The sequence below is a fragment of the Clostridium sp. L2-50 genome (genome assembly GCF_000154245.1).
Taxonomy (GTDB): domain Bacteria; phylum Bacillota; class Clostridia; order Lachnospirales; family Lachnospiraceae; genus Coprococcus.
On record NZ_DS480324.1, the window covers coordinates 1 to 25,060 of the forward strand.

At 36.3% G+C, this 25,060-nt stretch carries 31 protein-coding genes and 1 pseudogene; 29 read left to right on the forward strand and 3 right to left on the reverse strand.

Annotated elements, in window-relative coordinates:
* Window positions 1–171 precede the first annotated feature (171 nt).
* From CLOL250_RS09500 to CLOL250_RS09605, 21 genes and pseudogenes are all read left to right on the forward strand, one after another.
* Window positions 172–672 carry a hypothetical protein gene (locus CLOL250_RS09500; protein WP_274922270.1) on the forward strand — a complete coding sequence of 167 codons (501 nt, stop codon included), beginning with the start codon at window positions 172–174 and terminating at the stop codon, window positions 670–672.
* A gap of 109 nt (window positions 673–781) precedes the next feature.
* Complete coding sequence (locus CLOL250_RS14195; RefSeq protein WP_008402185.1) at window positions 782–1,018, forward strand: hypothetical protein; 237 nt, start codon at window positions 782–784, stop codon at window positions 1,016–1,018.
* Complete coding sequence (locus CLOL250_RS13405) at window positions 987–1,415, forward strand: ThuA domain-containing protein (protein WP_008402186.1); 429 nt, start codon at window positions 987–989, stop codon at window positions 1,413–1,415. Before CLOL250_RS14195 ends, CLOL250_RS13405 begins: the two co-directional genes overlap by 32 nt.
* A 279-nt stretch (window positions 1,416–1,694) precedes the next feature.
* The gene (locus tag CLOL250_RS09520; protein WP_008402188.1) at window positions 1,695–2,474 is read left to right on the forward strand and encodes a hypothetical protein; all 780 of its coding nucleotides are present in this window, start codon (window positions 1,695–1,697) and stop codon (window positions 2,472–2,474) included.
* Window positions 2,475–2,483: 9 nt separating this feature from the next.
* Window positions 2,484–2,711, forward strand: coding sequence for a hypothetical protein (locus CLOL250_RS09525; RefSeq protein ID WP_044945850.1), 228 nt, complete (start codon window positions 2,484–2,486; stop codon window positions 2,709–2,711).
* A gap of 168 nt (window positions 2,712–2,879) precedes the next feature.
* Window positions 2,880–4,115, forward strand: a complete 1,236-nt coding sequence (locus CLOL250_RS09530) for an ATP-binding protein (RefSeq protein WP_342413221.1) — start codon at window positions 2,880–2,882, stop codon at window positions 4,113–4,115.
* Between the two features lie 217 nt (window positions 4,116–4,332).
* Entirely contained in the window at window positions 4,333–4,668 is a 336-nt protein-coding gene (locus CLOL250_RS09535; protein ID WP_044945854.1) for a helix-turn-helix domain-containing protein, read from the forward strand.
* A gap of 485 nt (window positions 4,669–5,153) precedes the next feature.
* Window positions 5,154–5,761 (forward strand): annotated as a pseudogene (locus tag CLOL250_RS09540) (recombinase family protein).
* A 200-nt stretch (window positions 5,762–5,961) separates the two neighbouring features.
* A complete protein-coding gene (locus tag CLOL250_RS09545) occupies window positions 5,962–8,091 on the forward strand; it encodes a hypothetical protein (RefSeq protein ID WP_008402195.1) in 2,130 nt (709 codons plus the stop codon).
* A gap of 264 nt (window positions 8,092–8,355) precedes the next feature.
* A complete protein-coding gene (locus CLOL250_RS13410; RefSeq protein WP_274922271.1) occupies window positions 8,356–8,709 on the forward strand; it encodes a tyrosine-type recombinase/integrase in 354 nt (117 codons plus the stop codon).
* A complete protein-coding gene (locus CLOL250_RS09555; protein WP_274922272.1) occupies window positions 8,693–9,088 on the forward strand; it encodes a CPBP family intramembrane glutamic endopeptidase in 396 nt (131 codons plus the stop codon). The genes CLOL250_RS13410 and CLOL250_RS09555 overlap by 17 nt, the downstream gene beginning before the upstream one ends.
* Before the next feature lie 27 nt (window positions 9,089–9,115).
* Window positions 9,116–9,463 (forward strand): DUF6608 family protein, encoded by a 348-nt coding sequence (locus tag CLOL250_RS09560; RefSeq protein WP_008402199.1) that lies wholly within the window; start codon window positions 9,116–9,118, stop codon window positions 9,461–9,463.
* Between the two features lie 70 nt (window positions 9,464–9,533).
* On the forward strand, window positions 9,534–10,010 hold the full coding sequence (locus CLOL250_RS09565; RefSeq protein ID WP_008402201.1) for a hypothetical protein: 477 nt from the start codon (window positions 9,534–9,536) through the stop codon (window positions 10,008–10,010).
* Between the two features lie 30 nt (window positions 10,011–10,040).
* A complete protein-coding gene (locus tag CLOL250_RS09570) occupies window positions 10,041–10,544 on the forward strand; it encodes a cysteine hydrolase family protein (protein ID WP_147554327.1) in 504 nt (167 codons plus the stop codon).
* An 84-nt stretch (window positions 10,545–10,628) separates the two neighbouring features.
* A complete protein-coding gene (locus tag CLOL250_RS09575) occupies window positions 10,629–11,063 on the forward strand; it encodes an NUDIX hydrolase (protein WP_008402203.1) in 435 nt (144 codons plus the stop codon).
* Window positions 11,064–11,298: 235 nt separating this feature from the next.
* Window positions 11,299–12,258, forward strand: a complete 960-nt coding sequence (locus tag CLOL250_RS09580) for a hypothetical protein (RefSeq protein ID WP_008402204.1) — start codon at window positions 11,299–11,301, stop codon at window positions 12,256–12,258.
* A gap of 39 nt (window positions 12,259–12,297) precedes the next feature.
* Window positions 12,298–12,600, forward strand: coding sequence for a hypothetical protein (locus tag CLOL250_RS09585; RefSeq protein WP_008402205.1), 303 nt, complete (start codon window positions 12,298–12,300; stop codon window positions 12,598–12,600).
* Window positions 12,601–12,712: 112 nt separating this feature from the next.
* Entirely contained in the window at window positions 12,713–13,123 is a 411-nt protein-coding gene (locus tag CLOL250_RS09590; protein ID WP_227572967.1) for a hypothetical protein, read from the forward strand.
* 67 nt (window positions 13,124–13,190) lie between these two features.
* Window positions 13,191–13,775 (forward strand): hypothetical protein, encoded by a 585-nt coding sequence (locus tag CLOL250_RS13415; protein ID WP_049941073.1) that lies wholly within the window; start codon window positions 13,191–13,193, stop codon window positions 13,773–13,775.
* A gap of 77 nt (window positions 13,776–13,852) precedes the next feature.
* Complete coding sequence (locus CLOL250_RS09600) at window positions 13,853–14,815, forward strand: alpha/beta hydrolase (protein WP_008402206.1); 963 nt, start codon at window positions 13,853–13,855, stop codon at window positions 14,813–14,815.
* A gap of 66 nt (window positions 14,816–14,881) precedes the next feature.
* Window positions 14,882–15,175 carry a hypothetical protein gene (locus CLOL250_RS09605; protein WP_004853536.1) on the forward strand — a complete coding sequence of 98 codons (294 nt, stop codon included), beginning with the start codon at window positions 14,882–14,884 and terminating at the stop codon, window positions 15,173–15,175.
* 22 nt (window positions 15,176–15,197) lie between these two features.
* Here the strand turns inward: CLOL250_RS09605 and CLOL250_RS09610 are convergent, their stop codons facing one another.
* The 3 genes from CLOL250_RS09610 to CLOL250_RS09620 form a co-directional block, all read right to left on the reverse strand.
* Window positions 15,198–15,671 carry a GNAT family N-acetyltransferase gene (locus tag CLOL250_RS09610; protein WP_008402207.1) on the reverse strand — a complete coding sequence of 158 codons (474 nt, stop codon included), beginning with the start codon at window positions 15,669–15,671 and terminating at the stop codon, window positions 15,198–15,200.
* A 225-nt stretch (window positions 15,672–15,896) separates the two neighbouring features.
* Complete coding sequence (locus CLOL250_RS09615; protein WP_005608354.1) at window positions 15,897–17,192, reverse strand: tyrosine-type recombinase/integrase; 1,296 nt, start codon at window positions 17,190–17,192, stop codon at window positions 15,897–15,899.
* Between the two features lie 86 nt (window positions 17,193–17,278).
* On the reverse strand, window positions 17,279–17,908 hold the full coding sequence (locus CLOL250_RS09620; protein WP_008402208.1) for a helix-turn-helix domain-containing protein: 630 nt from the start codon (window positions 17,906–17,908) through the stop codon (window positions 17,279–17,281).
* Between the two features lie 171 nt (window positions 17,909–18,079).
* Between CLOL250_RS09620 and CLOL250_RS09625 the strand changes: the two genes are divergently transcribed.
* The 8 genes from CLOL250_RS09625 (at window position 18,080) to CLOL250_RS09660 (ending at window position 24,960) form a co-directional block, all read left to right on the forward strand.
* Window positions 18,080–18,310, forward strand: coding sequence for a helix-turn-helix domain-containing protein (locus CLOL250_RS09625; protein WP_004843519.1), 231 nt, complete (start codon window positions 18,080–18,082; stop codon window positions 18,308–18,310).
* Between the two features lie 140 nt (window positions 18,311–18,450).
* On the forward strand, window positions 18,451–18,765 hold the full coding sequence (locus CLOL250_RS09630) for a hypothetical protein (RefSeq protein WP_005608351.1): 315 nt from the start codon (window positions 18,451–18,453) through the stop codon (window positions 18,763–18,765).
* 329 nt (window positions 18,766–19,094) lie between these two features.
* Window positions 19,095–20,816 carry a MobA/MobL family protein gene (locus CLOL250_RS09635; RefSeq protein WP_040893156.1) on the forward strand — a complete coding sequence of 574 codons (1,722 nt, stop codon included), beginning with the start codon at window positions 19,095–19,097 and terminating at the stop codon, window positions 20,814–20,816.
* Window positions 20,755–21,489 carry a DUF6040 family protein gene (locus CLOL250_RS09640; RefSeq protein ID WP_008402209.1) on the forward strand — a complete coding sequence of 245 codons (735 nt, stop codon included), beginning with the start codon at window positions 20,755–20,757 and terminating at the stop codon, window positions 21,487–21,489. The genes CLOL250_RS09635 and CLOL250_RS09640 overlap by 62 nt, the downstream gene beginning before the upstream one ends.
* Window positions 21,490–21,552: 63 nt before the next feature.
* Window positions 21,553–21,897 (forward strand): broad-spectrum bacteriocin mediterrocin MdcF, encoded by a 345-nt coding sequence (mdcF, locus tag CLOL250_RS09645; protein ID WP_008402210.1) that lies wholly within the window; start codon window positions 21,553–21,555, stop codon window positions 21,895–21,897.
* 67 nt (window positions 21,898–21,964) lie between these two features.
* Window positions 21,965–22,414, forward strand: a complete 450-nt coding sequence (locus CLOL250_RS09650; protein WP_004843525.1) for a hypothetical protein — start codon at window positions 21,965–21,967, stop codon at window positions 22,412–22,414.
* Window positions 22,415–24,355, forward strand: a complete 1,941-nt coding sequence (locus CLOL250_RS09655; RefSeq protein ID WP_005608344.1) for a DUF1430 domain-containing protein — start codon at window positions 22,415–22,417, stop codon at window positions 24,353–24,355.
* A complete protein-coding gene (locus CLOL250_RS09660; RefSeq protein ID WP_005608342.1) occupies window positions 24,352–24,960 on the forward strand; it encodes an ATP-binding cassette domain-containing protein in 609 nt (202 codons plus the stop codon). Before CLOL250_RS09655 ends, CLOL250_RS09660 begins: the two co-directional genes overlap by 4 nt.
* Window positions 24,961–25,060 lie beyond the last annotated feature (100 nt).

Sequence of the window (25,060 nt, forward strand, 5' to 3'; positions counted from 1 at the left end):
GACTCGCACTGTGGTGGATTCTAATTTTTTGATGATATAAGGAATGCAGAAAATCCAATATCCAATAATAGAAAACTTATAAATACCATAGCGATATTGTTTCTCGGAATAGCTTTGGGAACTTTCTCAAAATATCTGGATTTTCGTCAAACTGAACTTCCAGGTGTGCTTATGGCAATAAATGGAGTCTTAGATATTGGTAATTTTCTTGGGCGTTTTGCAATCTGGATATTGATTGCACTGTGTATTTCTATTTATAGCAATTCTGCAATAAGAGCAAGCATCAATGTTTTTGTATTCTTTGTTGGTATGGTTGCAAGCTACTATTTGTATTCAAACTATATTGCAGGATTTTTCCCAAGAAGTTATGCGATGATTTGGTTTGGATTTACAGCTGTTTCTCCATTATTGGCTTTTGTCTGTTGGTATGCAAAGGGGAAAAGCAAACTGGCATTTATACTATCAGCGCTGATTTTGGCAGTATTGTTCAATATGTGCTTTGTATATGGATGCTGGTATTTTAATGCAAAATCTGTTTTGGAAGTGATAGTCTTTATTATTGGACTTATTGTTTTGAGGAGAGACACATTGAGGAGTTCTGCGCTAATGGGAACGATTAGTATAGTTCTTGCAGTTTTACTTGATATGGTTATTCCATTTCATTTTGGATAAACAACTTCCAGTTTGTCGAACACATGAAAATTTGAATTTAACGCACATCTAAAAAACGAGAATTCACAAAAACGTAGCCATAAAATGGTGATGAAAGGACGTATAACTTATGAGTAAAAAAGTATTTGTTTTGGTACACGATTACTGGCATCACGATGATTCCATCAAGCCTATGATGAACTATCTGTTTAACGCAGATTATGAAGTAACATTCACAAAGAATCCAAATGATTATTTCAAGGGGCAGTTTGATTTGTTTTTGTCTTTCAAAGATCCTATTGAAAATGATCAGATTCCTACTCCAATCTGGTGTGATGAAAAAATGGACGGAGAAATTTCTGAATGATATTCAGAATGGTATGGGAACGATTATGCTTCACGCATCACTTACTGATTACACAGAAAATCACGCAATCCTCACAAATGTTGTAAGAAGTAACTTTATCACTCATCCCGAACAATGTCCGCTTACTGTAAAACCGATAGCAGAACATCCGATTATTGAAGGCATTGGCAAATTCACATTCCCTGATTTTGACGAACATTATGTAATGAAAATGATTCCGAATGCTGATACAACGATTCTTGCAGAAACCGTTTCAAAGAACGGCGTTCAGCCTGCTGTATGGATTCACACCTATGGCAAGGGAAAAATCTGCTGTATCGTTCCTGCACACACTACCCAAAATCTGACCTGTGAACCATTTGTCAAACTTGTAAAGAATGCTATTGATTGGGTTTAATAGCATTAATAGAGCGTCAAATTCCAGTTTGTAGGGAACAACAGATAAGACAATTTTATAATAAAACAGCGTCAGAGCATTTATGTGTAAAAGCATGAATGCTCTTTTTTTGTCCTTTCATGGACAAAGAACAAGAGAGCAGCTTTTGGACAAATTGTCCAGAAGTTCAAATAAAAAAGAAGGAGGATACCTGATGTATAGCAAAAATGGTATTCCGTGGGTAAGACCACCCACACAGGACAGGAAGCATAGAGAAAATAATATCGGGAGGACAGAACAATGGTCGATGAATTGACGCAGGAGTCGTTCCAGACAGGAAAGGCGATTGTGACTGTCAGCGTAGATCTGATTACTGCCATTGCAGATGCGTGCAAGCGGTCTGAACAGCAGAATCCTGGTATGAGCGAGGAACAGAAGGAGACATTGCTCGGCAAGGTTGTCGATAAGGTAATGTCGAATTATAAGGAAACGCATGGCTCATTAAAGGGATTCAACAGAGAGGGCAAAGATGTCACGCATATTGATGTGAATGATGAGAGAACAGCGGAGCTTTTAGAGAAAGCCTGTAAGAAAAGTCATATTCCGGTGGATATGAAAAAGGTAACGAGGGCAGATGGTTCCATCACGCATACTGCATTCTGTGAAGTGAAAAGCATAGACCAGATGGCAGCATTACTGAAGATGGCTTCCGAACAGGTACTTGAGGAGCAGAAGGAAATGACCAAGACACTTGTACTTTACGATGATAAGGGCAAGGAGGTTATGTCGGCTGACTTTGTAAATAATGGTGAGATAAATATGGATGATGTGGAAACACTGTCAAGATTCTCTACGAGATTTGAGATCAAGGATCACAAGAATGAAGTTTTGGAATCCGGAAGTATCACACCAAATGCAAAGGAGGAAATCAAGGAAGCGGCGAGAAAACATAATCCGAAGAAGGATAAGTCGCTTACGGAGAGAATCAAGGACAAGAAGGAGCAGTCACAGAAGAAACAGAAAGACAAGAACCGGCAGCGTGAAAAAACGAAGAAAAAGAGCCGGGATACAAGTTTGTAGGTGGTGCTTATGGGAAAGAAGAATATTGGCGGTGCCGTACTCGATGACCTGAAGGCATTACCGAAGAAACTGTTAAAACCATATTATAAAAATGGCAAGTTAAATGCAAATAAGGTTGCGATTGATGGCATACCGTTCATCATCATATTTTATGTCATAAATAAATATGTGCAGGCTGCGGTTATGTCGGATGGTGGAGATATAATTATTTTGAATTGTGATACAATGAAAATATAGTCAGATAGAATGTAAACGTCAAACCATGCGTTTACGAAATGTCTGCTGCTTTTTTGCTCTATAAGAAAATGCTATTACCAGAAAATGAATTATTTAAAAAAATGGGAATAGAATAATGACAGAAGCAGCTGACTGTGCTAGAATATACATGAAATGTATTACCAAAATATAAAGAAATTTCAAAAAATGGGAATGGGAGATAGTGATATGCAGTTTATTGTAAGGCAAAAGTATCTAGATGAATTGATTGAATTATATGGGACGCCAGATATAAAAGTAATCACGGGCATCAGACGAAGCGGCAAGTCTGTTTTGCTACAGGAATTTATCACTTATCTGCAGTCGTTAGAGGAAAAGAGCAATATTGTAATGATAAACCTTCAGGAATTAGAGTTTGATCATTTGCTGGAATATCATGCATTGCATAAGTATATCTTGGGTCAATATAAAGAGGGAATGAATAACGTATTATTGATTGATGAGGTTCAGATGTGCCCTCAGTTCGAACTTGCAATCAATAGTATTTATACAAAAGGAATCTATGATATTTATGTTACCGGTTCAAATGCATTTTTGTTAAGTTCAGATTTGGCAACACTTTTTACCGGAAGAACGATGGAAATAAAGGTATATCCTTTTTCTTTTGTGGAATATCTGACTTATTATGGAATTACGGATGGATTTGATGATGCATTTGATCAGTATGTCCGAACCGGTGGTATGCCGGGAGCCTATGTATATAAGACAGAGGATAGACAGTATGATTATATCAGAGATGTGTATGGGACTATTCTTATAAGAGATTTGGTTGAGAAATATAGAATAAGAAATACATCAGAGTTTGCCAGTATATCTGAATTTATGATGGATAATATTGGCAACCTGCTTTCTCCCAATAATATCTGCAAGACATTAAATAATGACCAAAGAGAGATTACCAGAAAGACAGTATCAAAATACATTGGTTATTTAGAGAACGCATTTCTATTTTATGAGGCAAAACGGTATGACCTAAAGGGGAAAAAATATCTCGAAAACAATAGTAAGTTTTATCTTTGTGATCCAGCATTTCGATATGCAGTCAATGGTACACGAAATATGGACTTTGGAAGGGTTTATGAGAATATTGTTTATCTGGAGTTACGAAGGAGAGGTTATGAGGTATATGTTGGTAAACTTTATAAAAAAGAAGTGGACTTTGTAGCAAAGAAACGAGACACACTGATATACATTCAGGTAAGTGACAATATTTCAGATGAAACAACATTTGAGAGGGAATATTCGCCATTGCTTGCAATACGAGATGCATATCCTAAGATGGTAATTGCAAGGACCCATCATGAAACTTATGATTATCAGGGTGTGCAGGTGGTCGATATTTGTAGATGGCTGCGATGCAGATAGATAAATTCCGATTTGTTTTTCTCTGGATTTCATATTATACACCAAAATTGTGAATATTTCTACCCGCCATCTATTGACCTCAATTTTGAGGAAATAGGCGGCTTTTTTTCGTTCAGAAAAAATTTTTTCAAGAAATTTTTGCAAAAGTAGCGATTTTGGGTGTGCATTTCATACCCCTTTGTCCAAATGAGTGAAGCACACTAAGGGAGGTGATGTGATGAAGCTCGATACAATCGGCAAGAATATAAGAAAGTTCCGACTTGCGAAGAAATTACGCCAAGAAGATTTGGCTGAGAAAACAGACTTGACAACAAATTATATTGGTATGGTTGAGCGTGGAGAGAAAATTCCGTCACTCGAAACTTTCATAAAGATACTAAATGCTTTAGGTGTATCATCGGATATGGTTCTTACAGATGTTTTGGAAACGGGATACACAGTCAAGAACTCTATGCTGAATGAGAAACTTGAAAAACTTGCTCCTGAAGATAGAAACAGAATTTATGAAGTTATAGATACACTTGTGAAGCAGTCAAAGCAAATACTTCCATAAAACACAGAAGTTCGTCCTAATCGACGAGCTTTCTTTTTTTGTGCCAAAAACAGATACCAAATTGAGGAATACCGCATAAATACAGTATCTATCAGCAAAATAGCAAGAAGAAAATAAGGAAATTTACAACGAAATTACAACAAATGAAAGAGCCTGATGTAACGACTTATAAAGAGAAATACAGAGTTATAAGAAATCGACGCTTGAAATAGAGCGTCTTTTTCTATGTCGTGAAACAACATACTATCTCATTTCTGCTTGTTCGCTATCAATGTCTTAGTTCACGGCGTGTCAAGAGCCTGTTGCAACGCAATGTGTCAACGCTCTTTACAAGCTGTGGGATAAGGCGTAGCTTCTTAAAGGCAGAAATGGAAAGATAATAACAAGTGAATATATTTTTCTATAAAGCATTTTACTTTTACAGTAAGGTGCTTTTTTGTTTATGATACTTTTCTATATCCATAGCAAAGGAGGATTGATAATAAATGGCAGAGATTTATGGATATGTACGAGTGTCAAGTATAGACCAGAATGAAGAACGGCAGATTGTCGAACTCTCAAAAAGAAACGTGCTTCCTAAAAATATCTACATAGACAAGCAGTCTGGAAAAAGTTTTGAGCGTCAGCAATATAAAAAGCTCGTCAGAAAGCTAAAAAAAGGTGATTTGCTCTATATCCTAAGTATTGACCGTCTAGGCAGGAACTATCTTGAGATACAGGAACAATGGCGAATACTGACGAAAGAAAAAGGATTGATATATGTGTCATAGATATGCCCTTACTGGACACAAGGAACGGGAAAGATTTAATGGGTACATTCATCGCTGACCTTGTATTACAGATACTATCTTTCGTGGCACAAAATGAGCGTGAGAACATCAGAAAAAGGCAGGCACAGGGCATAGCTGTGGCAAAGGCACAGGGCGTAAAATTCGGCAGACCAGAAATCATGCTTCCAGAGAACTTTGGAGAGCTTGTCCGTGAATGGGAAAAGAAAAGGCTTCCTCTGTCGGAAGTCTTGAACGTATGTAAAATGAGCGAAGCTACATTCTATCGGAAATTAAGTGAATACCGCTTATTACAGCAAAGGTAGTCTATTCTGAACTATCACAAAGTACACCTTTTGCAAAAAATATAATCTGGCAATATTAGCAAAAATAACATCTTCAAAGCTGTTCTAAATGATTTGTTTATTGAAAAAACAGGCGTTTTCAGCTATACTAGATAATGATATAGTGGCTATTAACAGGTGTACCTTTTGAGAAAAATCAAGGAAAGGAGCAGAAAGTAAATATGAAACAAAGATATTTGAAAAAGCCTTATTCATTTTTGCTGGTAAGTGCAATGGTATTGACTATGTTTCCGACGTTTAGTACCAGCGTTCATGCAGAGGAAAATCAATCGCCAACGAAAGAGCAGTTTTCAACTGTTGAAGAATTAAAAAACTATGATACAAATGATAATGACGGAGTGAAAAATCCTGCAAAAGTCTATTTCGGAAATAACAATCAACAGTGGTGGATTGCAGGAAGTCAAAGTAATGATAGCATAACGTTTTTTTCTGCAAGTTCTATGAGAGATGATGTACAATTTGAATCAAATTATATGGACAATAAAACATATGATGATAAGTGGAACTGTACCTATCCTGATAGAGAACCAGCAGAAGTTTTCCCGAATCACTACGGTGCGAGCTATATAAGGAATGTTACCTTAAAAGAGATGGAAGCTTCTTTTTTTACAAGTTCAGAACAGGCACTGATAAATGAAACAACGATTTATACGGATGATACGAAAAACAACAGCGTCTATTCCACGACGGACAAGCTATATTTGGCTTATGGAGACCAAGAAGATTATAATCACATTACTGTGGGAAAGAACAGCGCAAATGATTTGAATGACGGTCTTCGTATTGATCCAAGTTATTGGGGAGAATCTGTTCTTGAATTATTTTGGATTCGTTCACCATTTGTTAGTAATGATGATCCGAATGATGGAAATGATGTTTTGACTGCGTGGCCTTCTAAGAATTATCCTGCTTTTAATGGAGCTCAAACAAGCAATGTAGAAAAAATAAGACCTGCTTTTGAACTGAATTCATCAACGATTCTTTTTGCATCGGCTGTTCCGTCAGCAACATCTACAGGTAATTTAACATTGCAGGATACGGATGGAGATGGAGCGTTTACATTACGCTATGACGCCGGTAAGTATAGCAAGAACCTAGGTTCAGCCGTAATTTCTTATGATGGTAGCAAGGTTATCTTAACAGATGTTCCAAATGGTACATATCTGGTTGCGCAAAACAGCAATGGTGCGTATGCGAAACAAATTACGAATGAAACAGAAGTTTCTGCAAGTGGTATGAATTTAGATAATTTTGCGAATTGCAAGATATGGCTGGAAACAACAGATACAGCAAATAGAATCACATATGCGGCTTTGGCAGAGAAAGAACAAGAAACTGCTGTGAATATTGTTGCGGGTGCGGGATTGAATATCACATCGAATAATGGTGTGCAGGAAGTTGTTCCAAACAAGGCAATTACAGATATTATAGTAGAAGCTGTTGACGGATATTTTCTTCCGGATGGTTATGAGGACAGAATCCAAGGCTTGAACGGATTGACAGTGACAAAAATGACTAAAAATGGTTTTACCATTTCAGGTACGCCGATAAGTGATGTGAATATCACACTGCCACCTGCAACAAAGAAAGTTTACAGCATGCTTTTAAGTGGTGACGGAACATTTACAGGAACTTGCGTAGGATATCAACCAATTACCGCAAAGGAATTTACGATTACAAATAGCGGAAATGTTGATTTAGAGAATGTAGATATATCTATCACGGGTACAGATAAGGATAAGTTCGAGTTGAGTGGTGATGGTACTACAACCATCCAGCTAAACGATACTCTAAAAGTAGCAGTAGCACCAAAAGACAGTTTAGCAACAGGTATATATCGGGCAACGCTTACTGTAACAGCAGCTAATGCTCAAATAGCAACAACGGAGCTACAGTTTACTGTAAACGAACATGATTATGTTGCAGTCGTTACACCACCAAATTGCACAGAGAAAGGATATACGACATATAACTGCAGAAATTGTGGCTATAGCTACAGAGGAAACGAAGTAGATGAGTTAGGTCATACGTGGGGAGCATGGAAAGTCATCAAGGAAGCAACAACCACAGAAACAGGCAAAAAAGAACGTGTTTGTGAACGTTGCGATTATAAAGAAACAGCAGTCATTTCTATGATTTCCAACGAAGAACAGCCTACTACTTCTACAAAGCCAGATACAGCAGTTAAGACAGGCGATAGTACAAATATTTTGCTGTTGAGTATGGTAACGGTCATTTCCCTTGCAGGAATGCTGACAGCATTGTTCTTCAAACGCAGAAGAAGCAGATAAGCAAGGATAAGGACAGGGACAAAGGTTTCTGTCCTTTTCTTATCCCCTGCTTTAGAAACGTATTTTTAAGGACGCAAACAGCAACCGACGGAGTGATCCAGACACGGTGGCGGTTGTAAGACAAATCGCCACGCCAGCCTGCTGGCGAGTGCCTGGTTCACTTTGGCGGTTATGCGAGCGAAGCGAGCTTTCTAAGCCCCCGTTATCTAACAGGGGGGGACTATTACAAAAAGCAAAAGGCAAAACAAATATAAAATCGCCGATATGCAACGATTTACAATGTGTCGCTCGACAATCAGACAGGACAGAACCTATCAGAAATATTATGATGATATATTTATCCTGCTGAAAACAGGCTTGCGAATATCAGAGTTCTGCGGACTGACAAAAAAGGACTTGGATTTTGAAAAGCATACTATCCATGTCAATCATCAGCTTTTAAAGGACAAGGACGGATATTACATAGCCGAGCCTAAGACAGCAAGCGGAAACCGCAAAGTCCCTATGAGCAATGAAACAGAAAAGGCATTTCACAGAGTTCTGAAAAGAAAGCAGAAAGCAAAGATAAAAGAGATTCATCATATTTATACAGGCTGCGTTCCTGTACGGTGGAAATGAAGAACTTGGCTGGCGAGGTACTATGTTGCCGATTCTGGAGAAGAAAGTTTCTGCACCTTTAGCAACATTAATCGTTGGAATTGTATGGGTCATTTGGCATATTTCACTCTGGTTCATAGAAGGCAATTCACATCAGGGCATGTCATTTATCTGGTTTGCAGTCTTAGGACTGGCGCTTAGCTATTGGTTATCTATGGTTTATGATGCCACCAGAGCTGTCATGTTCTGCATGATTCTACATGGATGGACAAACACATTGATGGGAGTGGTAGATATCAATCAAGATTCGTTATATTATGTGTTACTGGCTGTAATGACAGCAATCTCAACGATAATTAGCATCTGGATTCAGAAAAAACGAGAGAACGTTCATTCATAACTTCCAATTTGACGGAGGAAACAATACATGAAAAACATATGGAACAGAGGTTTAAAGGATTCGTTATTAATATATTGTGGCTTATATACAATTGCGACAATAGTAAATAGTATTTCTTATCTTTCAAAAGGGATATATGAAGATCCAACAGGAAACTGGCACGAATTAGACCGTGCAATTATTACTTTAATTGTGATTTTAGCATACTCACTAATTAGATATATACATATAAAGAATTTTGCAATTAAATTAGTTGTGGTGTATGTTCCAACAATTTTATTGGCTTTTTTGTATGTATGGTTTAGGGGACTAACTGCTGAATTAGCATCTTCGGCATATAGAGATATTTTTGTCAATTATACTATTGGTTTTTGATTGTATCTATTATAGTATTTATTGTAAATAAGATAATACAAAAGATAAAAGCAAAGGAAACTTCCAGTTTGTGGAATCAAGAAAATCGAAATTTGAAGGTGAGAACATGATGGAGTGGATAAACATTTTTGGGGCAGTATTTATAGCAGTAATCATGGTACCCAATATTATTTTTACATTAAAGTATAAAGATGGTTTTGAAAATAAGTGGAATAATAAAGGTGTTGAAGTTGTAGAACAGATAGGAAGATTTGGGTGTTTCGGATTTATGGTTGTTAATATTCCTGGAACCTGGTTCGGTTGGTGGTCTGATGAAGCTTTTGCGATATATTTAATAGCAAATGTCGTTTTAATTATACTTTATTGTGTGATATGGATTATTTGTTTTAGAAATAATACGATTTTTAAAGCATTGACATTATCTATTATTCCATCCGTAATTTTCATCTTCAGTGGAATTATGAGCAGGTCTGTATTATTGATTGTGGCATCACTATTATTTGCACCTGCACATATATTGATTTCATATAAAAATGCAAAGTATTAGATGAATTTGAAGATGACGGAGGGAAAGAAAGTGAAAAAAGCATTGTTGGTAATTGATATGCAGAATGTATGTGTTGGAAAAAATCACGCTACATACTTTAAATATGATAATGAAATTCTGATTCAAACTGTAAACGAAGTTATTGACGCAAATGAAAGTAATGTGGTTGTTTATATCAAAAATATCATGAAGAAAAATTTAATAAATAAGCTTGCACCATTTAAGGCTTATGAAGGAACTGAAGAAGTGGAACTAGTTAGCAATCTTCATGTTGTATCTGATTATGTTTTCATAAAATATGAGGGAAATGCATTTAGCAATCCTAAACTTAATGAGTTCTTAAAAGCACATAAGATTAAATGTGTTGAAATCGTAGGAGTTGATGGTGGTGGGTGCGTAGCATTGACTGCGTTAGGGGCCATAAAAGAAGGCTATAGTGTAATACTTAATGAATCAGCTATCGGAACAATGTTTAATAAGAATAAAGAAAAATATTTTAAAAAGCTTCGAGAAGCAGATGCAAAAATTATTTAGATAAATATAAGGCACTCAAAACTTTCAGTCATGCGGAGAGATTGAAAGCAACAGAAACTTTGAATTTGACGAGGTATTGGTAGAATGGTAGAAGTAAAATTTTATGACAATGTCGCAGATGAACTTTTGAAGTTTGCAGTAATAATATCAAAAACAGACAACAAGTGGGTATTCTGTAAACACAAAGAAAGAGAGACTTATGAAGTGCCAGGCGGTCACAGAGAACCTGGAGAAAGTATTTTTGAAACAGCCAAAAGAGAATTACAAGAAGAAACAGGGGCAATTGATTTTAAAATTGAACCAATATGTGTGTATTCTGTTAAAGGAAAGACACGAGTAAATGAAAATATTGATGATGAAACTTTTGGAATGTTATTTATTGCAGACATTAGCTCATTTGTGGAATTACATTGTGAGATTGAGAAAATATTGATTTCAGATAAGTTAGTTGATAATTGGACATATCCTTTAATTCAACCTATATTGATTGAAGAAGCAAAAAAAAGAGGTTTTATATAAAAATCAAGATAAGCAACGGAAACTTTCAGTTTATCTTTTATAATACCGTGGTTTATGGGATTAGGTGCATAGGAACTTATTCAAGTGCGAAGTTTGAGTATATAAAAATATATAACATATATGAAAGTATATAGAAATATATAAAAATAAATAAAACATATAAGAATATATAAGACAAAAAGTCGGGGGACTGACGAAAATTTTATTTCAAAGGTTATGTAGGGAGTAAACCGGAATGAAAAATGATAGGAAGAATGTTTCAAATATGGTGATTGCCATTGTGTGTGTCGTTTTGTTTGCTGTGACTGCGATTTATTGTGTGCCGAGATTCTCTTTGCTTTCATCGAATGCATTGCCGGCAACGGTTGCGGGTGTGGACAAGCATGGGACAAGCGGCTATGCAGTATTAAAGGTAGACGGAGCCAGAGAGAATGGAGGAACGATATTCTTCCACTATTATTATCCCGGAAGCAAGTCGCATCTAAAACAGGATGAAAAGGTGTTGGTAAGTGGTAACATCACATTTATGGATGAATCGACAGAAGAGGGAGTGAACGCAGATCTGGTTATCGGAACAAAGACACCGGTACTTATATGTTTGATTTTATCCTTGCTGGGGTTGGTTGGCGCAATCTGCCTGTTACCATCAGCAATTCGCAATTTCCGTAATAAACCATGGAGTCGTGATGAGGAGATAGAAACGAAGAGCAAATCGGTGGATGCATTCTATACGGCTGAGATTTTGGCACTTGTAGTTGCTTTGATTTTCTTTGTGGCGGGTATGACGCAGGTGGTCGGATATGCCTGCGCGAAGAATCATACAACAGGAACTGTAACATATCAAAGTTCTCGGCAGAGCTCCAATCATGTTAAGGTACATAGCGGAAATGATGTCAGAAATTACAAATCACGTTATGGGAAAGGTATTCGACCAACTTATACGGTGCTGCAGATTAAGGCGGATTCACCGGTCAATGGTGCCGATGTGTTCTGGTATGAGGGAAATTGCAGTATTCTGGGCAGTAAGAATGTTTATATAGGCTATAGTGATAATTCCATGTCGGTCTTATCACAGTTTGAACTGGTGATGACTCTCATAAGCGGTGCATTTTTATTATTCCATGCAGTTTCAGCACGGTTGCTCAGTAAGAAAAATCCATATGGCGGGAAGCTTTTCTGGTTCTTTAAATTTTGACTGGTCCGGTAGTTTATTTTTTGTTTGGAGGTGTTTATTATGAATAATGCAATCAAGAAAATATGCTTGGGAATACTAGGGCTTCTGCAAGGAACGCTTGGTAGTTACTTAGCATTACTGGGGTGGGTGCTTGCTTTTCCTGAAACTTCTCCCGGCACAAAAGATTATGTAGAGGATATGTTTTTTGTACCATTTGGATATTTTATTATGTTCGCATGGTTAGCCATAATGATAACCGCAATGATTCTGCTTCGAAAAAATAAAGCAAATTTTCTATCTTTTATAATACCGTGGTTCGTGGGATTCGTTGGATGTTTGGTAGTAGTGTTTGTAATACTTTGATTTTCAACGATTATAAAATATGAATCCGACATGATGGTGAAATTGTAAGGAAAGCTGAAAGATAATGGGGAAATACAAAAGTAAAGTATTAAAGAGAACATGTAAAAGGTGTATGATTGCGGTGCTTATAACGGCTATCCCCGGAATCATTGCCGGACTTTTTAACAGATGGCTTTTTTTAGCTGCTCTCTTTGCAATTATTCCTATCATCTATTTGGTCAATCGATTTTCCGTGATTATAAAATGGAATCTGGTCGAGGGGATCATCGAAGATGTAACGTTAGTTAATGATTTTAACCAGCCCTATACCGAAGCTCATATTATATTTAAGACAAAAGATAATATGGAACATGAGTGCCGCTTCACGATCGGGCATTATGGAGATTACGAAGAAGGAATAGAACCAGAGTTAGAGAATATGCTTCAAAGTGACAAAAAGTTGTTTATGAAGAAGAAAGTTCCGGTTTTTTATTCTCCAAAAGATGTTAACAGATGTATAGTGTATTTAGAAGATTCACAATGAATATAAAATGATATCAAGCGTTTTTAAAACTAAGAAATTGGTATTTGTTAGGAAAGGAACTTTATTTATGACAGCTGAAACAGAGGCAATAAAAGCACAAATTCTTTCAACAGGAAACGCTGAAATATTGCTTGAGGAAAACGATTTTCTGATTGTAAAATGGATAAAACCGGAAATAAAATATAGTATGGCAGCATATCAATACGGGAAAACAGGAATGGCTAACAACTATCCATGGGAATGTAGTTTGACGGAGGAACAAATCGCATTTTTTCTGGAACATATCAATGCAGCTGTCGAGTATTTTAAATCAAAACATCATTATTTCCATCTTGAGGTTAAAGAAGTCTCCTACGAGAATATTGTTTCTATTGATGAGCATGGAATAAAATTTAGTGATTTGCATTGGTTGACATACAAAGAATGTACTATAAATTTCAATCGGAAATATCCCAACAGTAGAGGAAACTGTATCGGAGAAAGAAATATCACTGCCGAACCGCCATATATCGAATTGTATAGCACATACGCACATACTAAAATATTGTTTAATAAAAAAGGACTATTTCGGAAAAATAAAAACATGATAGATTTTCATAATTTGCAAAGACATATCAACGAGTTTGGCTATACAACTCTTGATTTAAGTTAAGAACAATTTTATCATTTATCTAACTGATAATTTCAAGTTTGTAGAATCAAGAAAATCGGAATTTTTAGGAGAAAACGATGAAGAAATGGACAAAAATATTGTTGATAATAGTTATAGTTATTTTACTTTTGTTTGTGGGAATGTCCTATTTTATAGGGACGCAAGTTTTCATGGGGTCTACTCAATTGGTTACTTGTGAAGATACTTCAAAAGTGAAAGATAGTTTTTGGGAAAGATATAATATGGATTATGATGTTTTCTGCAGTACATATACTATAGAAAAAGTTGAAATCACTTCAACTTTTGATGAACATATGATACCGGCAGATTACATATATGCTCTTGGTGAAGAAGGAGATAAGAATAATCCAACAGTTATTTTAGTGCATGGTCTTGGTGGAAATCGTTATACCAATTATCCTTTAGCAGAAATGTTTTTACAGAAAGGATATAATGTATTGACTTATGACCAGAGAAGTAGCAACGAAAATACAGCTCAATATACTACATTTGGATACTGGGAAAAATATGATTTGATTGATTACATTGATTATGTCTATAGCCATGCACCGGAGCAAGTGATAGGAATATGGGGTACATCGTTTGGTGGAGCAACTGCAGGATTAGCAATGGGAGATAAGGATGTTGAAAACAAAGTGGATTTTCTGATTCTAGATTGTCCGGTTAGTGATATGAAATGGATGGTAGAAGAAGAAATGAGAAAGATGGATATTGGATTGCCTATATCTTACATGACATTCTGTGGCAACATTATCAACAAAATGAAATTGGGATTTAGTTATGATGATGCAAATGTATGTGACAAAATTGCAGATATTGAAATTCCGGTTTTGGTAATAAACAGTGAAGCAGATACATTAACCCCACAGTTTATGGGACAAGAAATATATGATTCAATACAAAATGAAGAAATTAAAATGATTTGGACGGTAACTGATAGTGAACATACAGAAATATGGTTAGATCATAACCAAGAATATCGAGAAAAGGTTCAAGAATTATTGAATTTTACTAAATGATAGAAATAGGGAAAGTAAACTTTCAGTTTGTGGAATCAAGAAAATCGGAATTTGGAGGGGAATAACATGAATAGATTTGGTGTAAAGCTAATTCTTTCAATCGTTTCTTTTTTGGCAGTCAATATCTGGCTTATAGGTAAGGGTGTAGCAAAGGGCGCTGCTGACTTTTTCATATCTGCAACGGTTGAGGAAACAATACTATTTATCATTTTACAGCTATTAGTTGTACTGATATATTTTATATATCCTCTTACGGTAAAAAAATATAAAATCATTTACTGGTCTGTATCTGAAGCCTTAGTCATTATTACAGTTCTCTTTTGGGGAATATTTATTGTCGGTCCGATTTGGTTAAAATAAGCAAATTTGAATTTGCAAGTGTCTATAATTTACAAATCATAATATATTCTTCATCATTTTCATCAATAATTTCAAATCCTATCTTCCTATACATACGGACAGCATAATTCATCTTTTGAACTGATAATGATGCTTGTTTATATCCTTCTAATTTTAGTTTTGTTAGCATCTGTTTCATTAATTCTGTTCCGATACCATAGTTTCTATACTCCTTAAGAAGTGAAATTGCAAAAGACGGTGTTTCATTATCTATATGACCATAATCATTCATAATCCGAACCCATACGGCACCAACAATTTTATCCCCAACTTGAGCAACCAAACATAAGTCTCCCTTATTCTTACCAAAGTCTTTTACATATACTTGCAAATCTGGTTGGTTAATAATATCTTTGGGCGGTGCAGAAACTCCTTCGGGAATAAAAATCGCCTCGTACAAAAAAGTATCTAATACCTTATTTCCATCTTGTTTTAATTCTCTTATTGAATAATTCATATAAACCTCCGATTTATTTTTATTTATAAATCAGTTGTCATTCCACACATAATGATTCCTCCGTTAAATTCCGATTTCTCAGTTTCAAAAACTAGAATTTATATAATTATTCCTCTAACTTTCCCCATTTTATAGGCTTTCCCGCCTGTCCATTAGTGAAATGATATGTAGTTTCCCTTATTTTTGCCCTTATGAGATAATCACAAGGGAAATAAGGGAAATTTTTTAGTCATTGCCCACCACTTTATCAAGAAGCCGAACTGATTTTCGTTTCGCATCTCTTGTGGAGTGAGCATAGACGTTCATTGTGGTACTGACATCTGAGTGTCCCAACAATTCCTGCACATCTTTTGGGGCAGCTCCATTTGCTAAAAGGTTGCTTGTATAGGTGTGACGTAACTGGTGGAAATGAAAGCCTTCAAATCCCTCTAATGTTTTTGCCACCTTTCTGCAAACAGTCCCCAAAGTAGTTGGAAGTTCCAAACAACCATCCGGTCTTAAACAGACGAAAGAAATTTCTTTATAATCTGTCGGGACTTCCTCTGTTCTGTCTAAACAATAATATTCGTAGTACACTCTGTTTTTCTCTTTGACCTCTTTGTAGTAGTTCGTGTGATAAAGTTCTCCGTACTGCATTCGATTTTTTAACTGCTCTTTCCGGGCATTACGGAAAATCTCTACCAGTGTATCTCCAAAATCAACAACCCTTACTTTTTTCCGCTTGGTTGGTCCGATGATATATTTGCGCTTTGAGCCATCATATCGGATGCTGCGTCTTATGGTAAGGCATTGTTCTTCCAGATTTACGTCCTGCCATGCCAAACCGCAGGCTTCTCCAATACGAAGCCCGGCATAATAGGCTATCTGGATTGGAAGTATTGCGGCTGGGTTCTTTTTTTGCAGATAAGCAAGCAATCTTTCATAATCTTCTCGTGAAATTGGTTGGACATTTCCGTCCATATCCTCATCGGAAAACAAATCCACTTCATCCGTCTGATACCGCAGTTTAATATACTGCATGGGATTGAACGTAATATACTGTTTTGGAAATACTGCAAAGCGGAAAGACTGCTGCATGACTGCGGAAAAAGAATGGATGTAATCTTTGCTGTAACCCTTTCTCTCTTTTCCATCGGGATGAACTCCCCCGAAGGAAAGCAAATCAAAGAAAGATTGCAAATGCTCAGAGGTTACATTTTTTAATTTCCGTTCTGCCAGCGGATGTTTCTTAATATTTCGGATTGTTCCGAGGTAATTCTCCACAGTACCATTGCTGAGCGTACCTGTTTTTAATTCCTCCTCTGCCCACACATCCAGAAGTTGTCCGACTGTGAGATTTTCCGCTTTGGCAACAAATTTCTTTTTCTCATAATCATCCATTGCCTGACGGAGCAGCTTTTCAGTTTCACTTTTGCTTTCTGTTCCAACGCATTCTTTCTGAACAAGATTGCCGCTTGCGTCCTCTACATAGAAGCGGTAGTACCATTTCTTTCCTTTTTTTCTTACAGATCCTTTTGCCATAATCGTATGTCTCCTTTCGATATTAGACAATCGGAACTGATGAAATGCTTCGTGCGTGTAAGTATATCATAACTCCGGTTGTCTTACTATACCGATTCGGAATCTTCGTATAAGACTTCTGATAAAAGATTTGCAAGCCTTTGTTCTGCTGTTTTTGGTTTCTTGGAATAGAGCCTTACAACGTCTGCCATCTCATTAAAAGCATTGATGGTAGGAGTGATTTCCCTTAAGAACATAATCTCATTATATTCATCATTCGATTCAAACCCTATTGTTTTGGCAATATCCGTCTGACCAGCATTCCCCTTGAAGTTTTTGCAGGCGAACTGGAAGGAATCCAAAAACAGACCATATTGTTTTAACATCAGCAGTAATAAATCTTTTGAAAAAGCATCTTCTTCTTTGGTAAGGGCAAGCGGTAACTGTTCCAGAATATCTCCCATCGCATCACGAATCTGTAACTCTCTCTTATCCGTAATGTCGGTTTCATATTCATCTGTTTCCCCTTTGAGCCATTCCACAGATACATGGAGTGCTTCCGAAAGACCTTCCAGCACCATTTTTTTCGTATTGTCAATCGAACCATTCTCATAACGCAGGATTGTAGAAGCGGTAACACCCATCTTTTCTGCGACATAAGGCTGTGTCAGATTCAATTCCAGACGGCGCTGTTTTACTCTGCTGCCTATCAGCTTGCGTAGTTCTTTATCTTTCATGCTGACTGCCTCCTTTTTCGGTATGTATGAATTATAGCATTGTTTTTCTGTAATTGCAATATGCAACTTAAAAATTATTTTTAATATTTCGTAACGCTTGACAAAAAGATATGAAAAGGATATACTTACATCACAAGAATTGCATAATGCAATTTATAAGGAGGTGATTATATGACGCAAAGAAAAATTGCATTATCCATCGAAGAAGCTGCTGACTATACGGGAATCGGCAGAAACACCTTAAGACAGCTTGTAGAATGGAAGAAACTTCCAGTATTAAAGGTTGGTCGCAAAGTCCTGATTAAAACCGATATTCTGGAAATGTTTATGGAAGCGAATGAAGGTCGTGATTTGAGGGATAGAGGAAATGTAAAAGCCGTAACAAGAACTGCGGCAAATTAAAAAGGCGGCTTCCAAAGAAACCGCCAAAGGTTCTATCAGACCGAAGCCATGATATACCTACACGCAAGAAGATTATACCATGTGCTTCTTCTGATACGCAACCGAGAACTTATGTTTGTAAAAGAAAGGGGAATGTAATCATGGCAAAATCAACAAAAAGTTATGAAGAACGAATGCTTGAAATGGAAAAGAAGGAACAGGAAAGCCTTGAAAAAGCAAAACGATATGCAGCACAGAAGAAAGAACTTCTGAAACGAAAGAAAGCCGAAGAAAGTAAAAAACGAACCCATAGGCTCTGTCAGGTTGGCGGTGCGGTGGAATCCGTTCTCGGTGCGCCTATCGAGGAAGAGGACATCCCAAAGCTGATTGGTTTTCTGAAAAAGCAGGAAGCCAATGGGAAATTTTTTTCAAAGGCAATGCAGAAAGAAACACATACCGATATGGAGGAAGTGTAATGGCGGGGGGGGGATGAGTTTTTCATTCCCTTCATTGCTTTTTCATGAAGGGCGCACTTATGGACAACCAGAGGTCGTCCCAATAAGTTTGCCACAAGTGGCAACCGGTCTTCGCTCACGCTTGCCGGGCTCGTTCCGTCGGCGGGGCTTTCAGCCAGACCTGCTCATGCCGCAGGAGGCACTCTTCGCCAGAGGGGCGCATTCCATGCAGGCTGCTATGCGCAGGGCACTCTTACGCAGAGGGCGTTCCGGCAATACTGCTTTTTCTAAAACTGAAAGCAATGTTGCCGGAAATCTATGCCGGATGTGCAGAAAGGGGGAATCCAGACATGGCGATTTTTCATTACACAATCAAAATAGTCGGACGAAGTAAAGGGAAATCTGTTATCTCCGCTTCCGCATATCTCAATGGGGATGTGATGAAAAACGAGGAAACCGGGCGAATCAGTTATTACACTTCTAAAAAAGAAGTGGTCTACACCAGTCTGATGATGTGCGAAAACGCACCTCCTGAATGGCAGATAGTACCAGAAGAAAATATAAAACGCTTTCAAAAATCTGTCCGATACAAAAGGTCAGAAGATAAAGAAGCTGCTTTAGAAAAATTTAAAATCACATTTCAGAAACAACGGTTATGGAATGAGGTATTGAAGATTGAAAAAAGTGCAGATGCCCAACTTGGCAGGTCATTTGAATTTGCCCTCCCCAAAGAATGGAGCAGACAGGAACAGATTCAATATACAGCCGACTATATCAAAAAAACATTTGTGGATAAGGGAATGTGTGCTGATTGGAGTATCCACGACAAAGGGGATGGCAATCCTCATGTCCATCTGCTTCTGACAATGCGCCCTTTTAACCCGGATCATTCTTGGGGGAAGAAAGAAGTCAAAGATTGGGATTTTGTCAGAGATAAAAGCGGAAATATCGTGATTGATGAATCCCATCCGAACTGGTGGCAGGATAAGAAAAACCCTGACCGTCATGGAATCCGTATCCCTGTATTAGATGAAAACGGAATCCAGAAGATTGGTGCAAGAAACCGCCTGCAATGGAAACGGGTACTGACCGATGCTACGGGATGGAACAATCCAAAAAACTGTGAACTGTGGCGGAGCGAGTGGGCAAAGGTGTGTAATGAACATCTGCCTTTGCATAATCAGGTCGATCACCGTTCTTACGAAAAGCAGGGAAAACTCCAGATTCCTACCATCCATGAAGGTGCTGACGCAAGAAAGATTGAACAAAAGTTTCTTGCCGGGCAGGAAATAAAAGGTTCGTGGAAAGTAGCGGAAAATCAAATCATAAAACAACAAAACACGTTATTGCAAAAGATACTGGACACCTTTGGGAAAGTATCAGGTGCATTATCATTATGGAAGGAGCGATTAAATGACATTAGAAGAAAGCCGGGAAATTATACCCTTAATGGAGTCCATGATTGGGCAAATCGAAGAACAGCAGACCTTAATGGCAGAAATGCTTCTGGAAATGCAGAACCGGGACACCCAACTCTCTCTTATGCAGGAACAGAATCAGAAATTGCAAAAATTAAACAGCGAGTTATCCGAGCTGCTCAACATTTTGCCAAATACCGAGGAACTACTTTCCAAGATGGAAGAACAGAAAACGAAGATAGAACTTTTGGAAAACGAAAATCAGCAATGGCAGATATTGGCACAGAAGCTGAACAGCGAAAACAGTTTATTACTGAAACAGAACACCGAATTGCTGAACTGGAACAGCAGGTAGAGAAAGGACGTGATATAGATGAACGAATCCAGAGAATTAAAGAACGCCGAACAGTTGGAAGAACTTCTGCTCTTGACCGAGGAGATACAAGAAGAGTTGGAACAGAAAGACCAGCTTATCGTGGAACTGAAGACGCAGCTCAACGAATCTCTGACCTTGAACGAGAAATTAAACAAAGAGAACAGAGCCGGGAATATTCAAGCATTAAAGAACGACTTGAAGCTGGCAGACAGAGCATTGCGGAGCGAGAAAGAGAAGCTGCGAAGCGCAAACGTCACGATAGAGGAATGTCAAGATAAAATACGATGCTTAACACAACAACGGGATTATGCCCGGACACATCAGAAAATCGTAGGGATACCGGTAGAAAAGCCGGTACTCTATAAAAAATGCGAAGCCTGTGACCGGACAGCCTATCAGAATGCAAAAGCAAGATACGAAACACAAAAAGAGCAACTTGCAGGACAATATAAAGCAAAAACGGTAATGTTCCAAACAACCTTGTTCCTTCTTGCATGGTATTCGCTGACAACCACTCTTTTTCAGGCAGTACAGTCAGATGTGTTCCTTTCCGATTGCAAATCATTCTTCCATGATGCAGCATCATTCATACAAACTTTTATCGGTTGGACGATTGATGCCGGGCAATCTGTGGCACAAATCAGCACAAAAATTCCAAATGAGATTATAGCCGGAATCATATATTGGTTATTGATGATATTGGTTGTTGGAATATGTGTGGCAGGGACAGGGATACTGGCAATACTGATAGAAATAAAGGTTATAGAATTATATAAGAAAAACTGTTGGGATGTTATTACCCTACTGATGATACTGACAAGTGCGGCTGTCATCATTTATTTTGGAGAAGTAATTAAAAAAGCATTATCAATAAATCTGTTGTTCTTTTGGTTAATTTTACAAGGAATATATCTTACAATTCGACGCTATATAAGTCAAGATACTGATTGACTTGATACAAAATATTTGATAAAATATAAATAGAAATACAGCAGATCAAAGGAAGTAAAACTTATGAGAGCAAAGAAAGTGATTGTAGGGGTAGCTATTAGTGCAATGTTAATTTCTTCATCAATTCCAGTAATGGCATTTTCTGTTACAAACGGGAATAAGACATTTGATAAAAAGTGGGAATTGAGCACTACATCTGATGACGGAAAAGGTGTTTTGACTTATGGTTATAATACTCTTGCTATTAATGAAGATTATGCACACGCATATCATTCAACTAAAGATCATTACGCATATGTCAAGAATGGAAATGGTTCTTTTTCGGGTTCAAATGTTGGTAAAGGTAATTGGTCTAAAATTGAGGTTGCTCATAAAGGAAATAGTATTACCTACGGTAATAGCTACTAAACAAAGGTTCGGGATAATGGCTGAGTGGTTGGAATTCCAACCACTCTTTTTTGTGGAGTGTATATAAATGAAGAAAAAAATAAAATATATAGGAATTGTTTTGGTTATTTTGTTCTGTTGCTATAATTTATTTTGGTACTTCGGGAGTTATAAACCATATAACGAATTTCAGAAAGACTTCCCTGAAATAGAAGAATCTGGAGTAAAAATTTACACAGATAAAGATGGATTCCAGTATAGTGTGTCTGTCCCTGATTATTTGCTTTGGAATGGAAATCTTGCGATAGCTGAGTCAGATGTTCGATATGCACTAATTATTTGGATAAAACCATTTCACCAAGGAATAAGTCAAGGCGTGCTATTTAATGACTATAAGGATTTGAATACTCAAATTATGTTGTCAAGTAGCAAAAAAGCTGAAGATCAAGAAGATCAATGGATTGTTGATGAAAATAGCACAATATTGACTACGATATTTGAAAAAGCAAATAAAGTATGGAATCTGGGGTTGAAATAAATGAAAGCAATTAAAAACTTATGTTTGTTTTGTTTCCTGATTTTTGGAATACTTATGCAATCTGAAATATTTCAAGATCAGCTTTGGAACTTTTCTACAGCATATTTTACGTCATCACGCTATGAAGTTGCTAGTGAAGATATGTCGCAGTTTCTGAAAGATGTATCAGAAACTGCAACGGAGAATGATGTACATATTTTTTCTCAGTACAATGAAATCAATAATAAATACCTTTCAACACTTCATATTTATGGCGATGATAAAGTAATCAGACAAACATTAAAAAATACTGCAAACATAGAAGAATCAGAATATACCGCTTTAGTTTCCGGAATTACGAAAGTAAAATTTCATAATCTCTCAGAATTGCAAAGTACCTCTGTGGGTTATGAAAACTTTATCTCATACATAGGAAATGAGGACAATATTATCTCTGCATATCAGAAATTATCAGAAAAATATAGCTTAACTTATCCAGAATATTGGAATTCTACGGAAAAGGACATGATTTTTATTATATGGGGTATGATTATTGCATTGATGATTGTTCTAAATGTAATTGAAGTGGTTAGGCGAAAAAAAGAGGTTGTTGTACGAGTTTCCTTAGGAGAAAGTGCTGGTTTCATAGCATTTAAGGCTGCTTTATTCGATGTAACTTTTGACATTGCATTATTTATTGTTGCAAAAATATTGCTGTCAAATTATATATCGGGAGCATATGAGAATAGACTCGTCACAATTTTATATTCCATTGGAATTATTCTTTCCACTATTCCATATTGTTCTTTTTGCTTTTTTGATATTAGAAAGGCATTCGCAAATGCAACACACAAAAGAGGAGTGGATTTTTTAATTTATTCGTTAAAATTTATAGCAGGGGTAGCCGCTGTTTTTACAATTACCACTAATATTAGTAGTATTCATAATAACCTATTTACAAATGAACATTTGTTAGAAGAATATTATGATGCAAATTATTTTACCGTAAAGACTACTGATTTTAATGCTGAAAAAGAAGAAGCTTTTTGGAATAAACTATACAAGAATGAATATAACACATTAAAGCCTGTAATATGCTTGAATATTTTAAATGATAAAAATGATGTGATATATGTAAATAATCATGCAAAAGATATGTTACAAGGTTTTACGAAGCAGATAAATGCAGTAGAGAATGAATCTTCTGATTTGATTATTTTCATTCCAAAGAATAGATATTTTGCTAAAAACAAGCAATTAGCCTATGACTCCTTGAGCCATGTTTTAAATCATGATAATTTACAACAATTAAATATTCAGTACATAGAGTATAGCGAAACAGAATACTTTTCCTATTTAGATACAAGTAGAATAAATGGTATCGAAAAAAGCAAAAATCCGATAATTATTTATCAGGCAAACAAAGATTTAGCAGTCAATGGTGGGTATCTTGAAAGCTATAAAGCAGGAGCAGTTTTATTTCAATGTGATGAAAAACAGCTAAGAAATATCAGCAAAAAGTATGAAGATATGCTTGGAAATTATCAGCTAGTAATTACAAACGTACATGAACAGTATTTATATAATCACACATTTTTAATAAAACTCGTGGGATTTTTAAGTTCTCTTTGTACGATTGTATTGCTTTTAAATATTATGATTATTGTTACAGTAAGTAGACTAGAGTTCCGAGAAAATGCAATGAAAATTTCCTTGATGAAAATCTTTGGATATAGTTTATTTGAACGGCACAAAACACTTCTTAAAATGATTGTAGTGGAAAATTTTGTGATATTAGTAGGTATGCTTATCTATTCTTTATTATCGGTACAGACTGAAGTAGGAATTAGCATTCTTGTTAGTTCATTTATGGCACTAATAGAATTTACAATTATTTTCTTTAATATCACAATTGTTGAAAAAACAAACATACCGAAATCATTAAAAGGAGGTTGCTTATGATAACAATTGAAAATCTATGCAAAGCATATAATGATAAAATTTTGTTCAAAAATTTTCATTTGGAAATTCCAGATAGCCGTTTTTTGGTAATTAGTGGCGAAAGTGGATGCGGAAAAAGTACTTTACTTAATATGATTGGAGGTATTGAAACTCCTGACAAAGGTTCTATTATTGTGAATGGTTTTGATGTGGCAAAAAAAGGAAAAAAGCAGAAATATTTCAAAGAAGTTGTTGGATTTTTATTTCAAAATTTTGCCCTTTTGGAAAACAAAACAGTAAAAGAAAATCTAGAAATAATAAAAAAATCAGGTAGAACGGATATTTCAATAAATGAAGCTCTTGAAAAAGTTGGTTTACAGAAAGTAATTAACAAAAAAGTCTATCAATTATCTGGTGGCGAACAGCAGAGAGTTGCGTTAGCTCGTTTAATGCTAAAGAAATGTTCGATTGTATTAGCAGACGAACCAACTGGTTCCTTAGACAAAAAAAATAGTGAGATTGTTATGAATATATTGCATGAGTTAAGTGAACAGGGAAAAACAGTTATTGTTGTAACTCATAGTGAAGAAATTGTAGCACAAGAAAAGCATGTTCTATATTTATAATTACCCATAATAGAAGAATATGTTCTTTCGGGAGACACCTCCTCTAAGAACATATTCTTTTGGTTAAAATTGATTATAAAGATACTTTTATTTCAGTATA

Excerpts from the sequence above, each read along its gene's own strand:
- CLOL250_RS09500 (WP_274922270.1), top strand. The coding sequence starts at position 172 with ATGGCAATAAATGGAGTCTTAGATATTGGTAATTTTCTTGGGCGTTTT.
- CLOL250_RS14195 (WP_008402185.1), top strand. The coding sequence starts at position 782 with ATGAGTAAAAAAGTATTTGTTTTGGTACACGATTACTGGCATCACGAT.
- CLOL250_RS13405 (WP_008402186.1), top strand. The coding sequence starts at position 987 with ATGAAAAAATGGACGGAGAAATTTCTGAATGATATTCAGAATGGTATG.
- CLOL250_RS09520 (WP_008402188.1), top strand. The coding sequence starts at position 1,695 with ATGGTCGATGAATTGACGCAGGAGTCGTTCCAGACAGGAAAGGCGATT.
- CLOL250_RS09525 (WP_044945850.1), top strand. The coding sequence starts at position 2,484 with ATGGGAAAGAAGAATATTGGCGGTGCCGTACTCGATGACCTGAAGGCA.
- CLOL250_RS09535 (WP_044945854.1), top strand. The coding sequence starts at position 4,333 with ATGAAGCTCGATACAATCGGCAAGAATATAAGAAAGTTCCGACTTGCG.
- CLOL250_RS09545 (WP_008402195.1), top strand. The coding sequence starts at position 5,962 with ATGAAACAAAGATATTTGAAAAAGCCTTATTCATTTTTGCTGGTAAGT.
- CLOL250_RS13410 (WP_274922271.1), top strand. The coding sequence starts at position 8,356 with ATGCAACGATTTACAATGTGTCGCTCGACAATCAGACAGGACAGAACC.
- CLOL250_RS09560 (WP_008402199.1), top strand. The coding sequence starts at position 9,116 with ATGAAAAACATATGGAACAGAGGTTTAAAGGATTCGTTATTAATATAT.
- CLOL250_RS09575 (WP_008402203.1), top strand. The coding sequence starts at position 10,629 with ATGGTAGAAGTAAAATTTTATGACAATGTCGCAGATGAACTTTTGAAG.
- CLOL250_RS09580 (WP_008402204.1), top strand. The coding sequence starts at position 11,299 with ATGAAAAATGATAGGAAGAATGTTTCAAATATGGTGATTGCCATTGTG.
- CLOL250_RS09585 (WP_008402205.1), top strand. The coding sequence starts at position 12,298 with ATGAATAATGCAATCAAGAAAATATGCTTGGGAATACTAGGGCTTCTG.
- CLOL250_RS09590 (WP_227572967.1), top strand. The coding sequence starts at position 12,713 with ATGATTGCGGTGCTTATAACGGCTATCCCCGGAATCATTGCCGGACTT.
- CLOL250_RS13415 (WP_049941073.1), top strand. The coding sequence starts at position 13,191 with ATGACAGCTGAAACAGAGGCAATAAAAGCACAAATTCTTTCAACAGGA.
- CLOL250_RS09600 (WP_008402206.1), top strand. The coding sequence starts at position 13,853 with ATGAAGAAATGGACAAAAATATTGTTGATAATAGTTATAGTTATTTTA.
- CLOL250_RS09605 (WP_004853536.1), top strand. The coding sequence starts at position 14,882 with ATGAATAGATTTGGTGTAAAGCTAATTCTTTCAATCGTTTCTTTTTTG.
- CLOL250_RS09610 (WP_008402207.1), bottom strand. The coding sequence starts at position 15,671 with ATGAATTATTCAATAAGAGAATTAAAACAAGATGGAAATAAGGTATTA.
- CLOL250_RS09615 (WP_005608354.1), bottom strand. The coding sequence starts at position 17,192 with ATGGCAAAAGGATCTGTAAGAAAAAAAGGAAAGAAATGGTACTACCGC.
- CLOL250_RS09620 (WP_008402208.1), bottom strand. The coding sequence starts at position 17,908 with ATGAAAGATAAAGAACTACGCAAGCTGATAGGCAGCAGAGTAAAACAG.
- CLOL250_RS09625 (WP_004843519.1), top strand. The coding sequence starts at position 18,080 with ATGACGCAAAGAAAAATTGCATTATCCATCGAAGAAGCTGCTGACTAT.
- CLOL250_RS09630 (WP_005608351.1), top strand. The coding sequence starts at position 18,451 with ATGGCAAAATCAACAAAAAGTTATGAAGAACGAATGCTTGAAATGGAA.
- CLOL250_RS09635 (WP_040893156.1), top strand. The coding sequence starts at position 19,095 with ATGGCGATTTTTCATTACACAATCAAAATAGTCGGACGAAGTAAAGGG.
- mdcF (WP_008402210.1), top strand. The coding sequence starts at position 21,553 with ATGAGAGCAAAGAAAGTGATTGTAGGGGTAGCTATTAGTGCAATGTTA.
- CLOL250_RS09650 (WP_004843525.1), top strand. The coding sequence starts at position 21,965 with ATGAAGAAAAAAATAAAATATATAGGAATTGTTTTGGTTATTTTGTTC.
- CLOL250_RS09655 (WP_005608344.1), top strand. The coding sequence starts at position 22,415 with ATGAAAGCAATTAAAAACTTATGTTTGTTTTGTTTCCTGATTTTTGGA.
- CLOL250_RS09660 (WP_005608342.1), top strand. The coding sequence starts at position 24,352 with ATGATAACAATTGAAAATCTATGCAAAGCATATAATGATAAAATTTTG.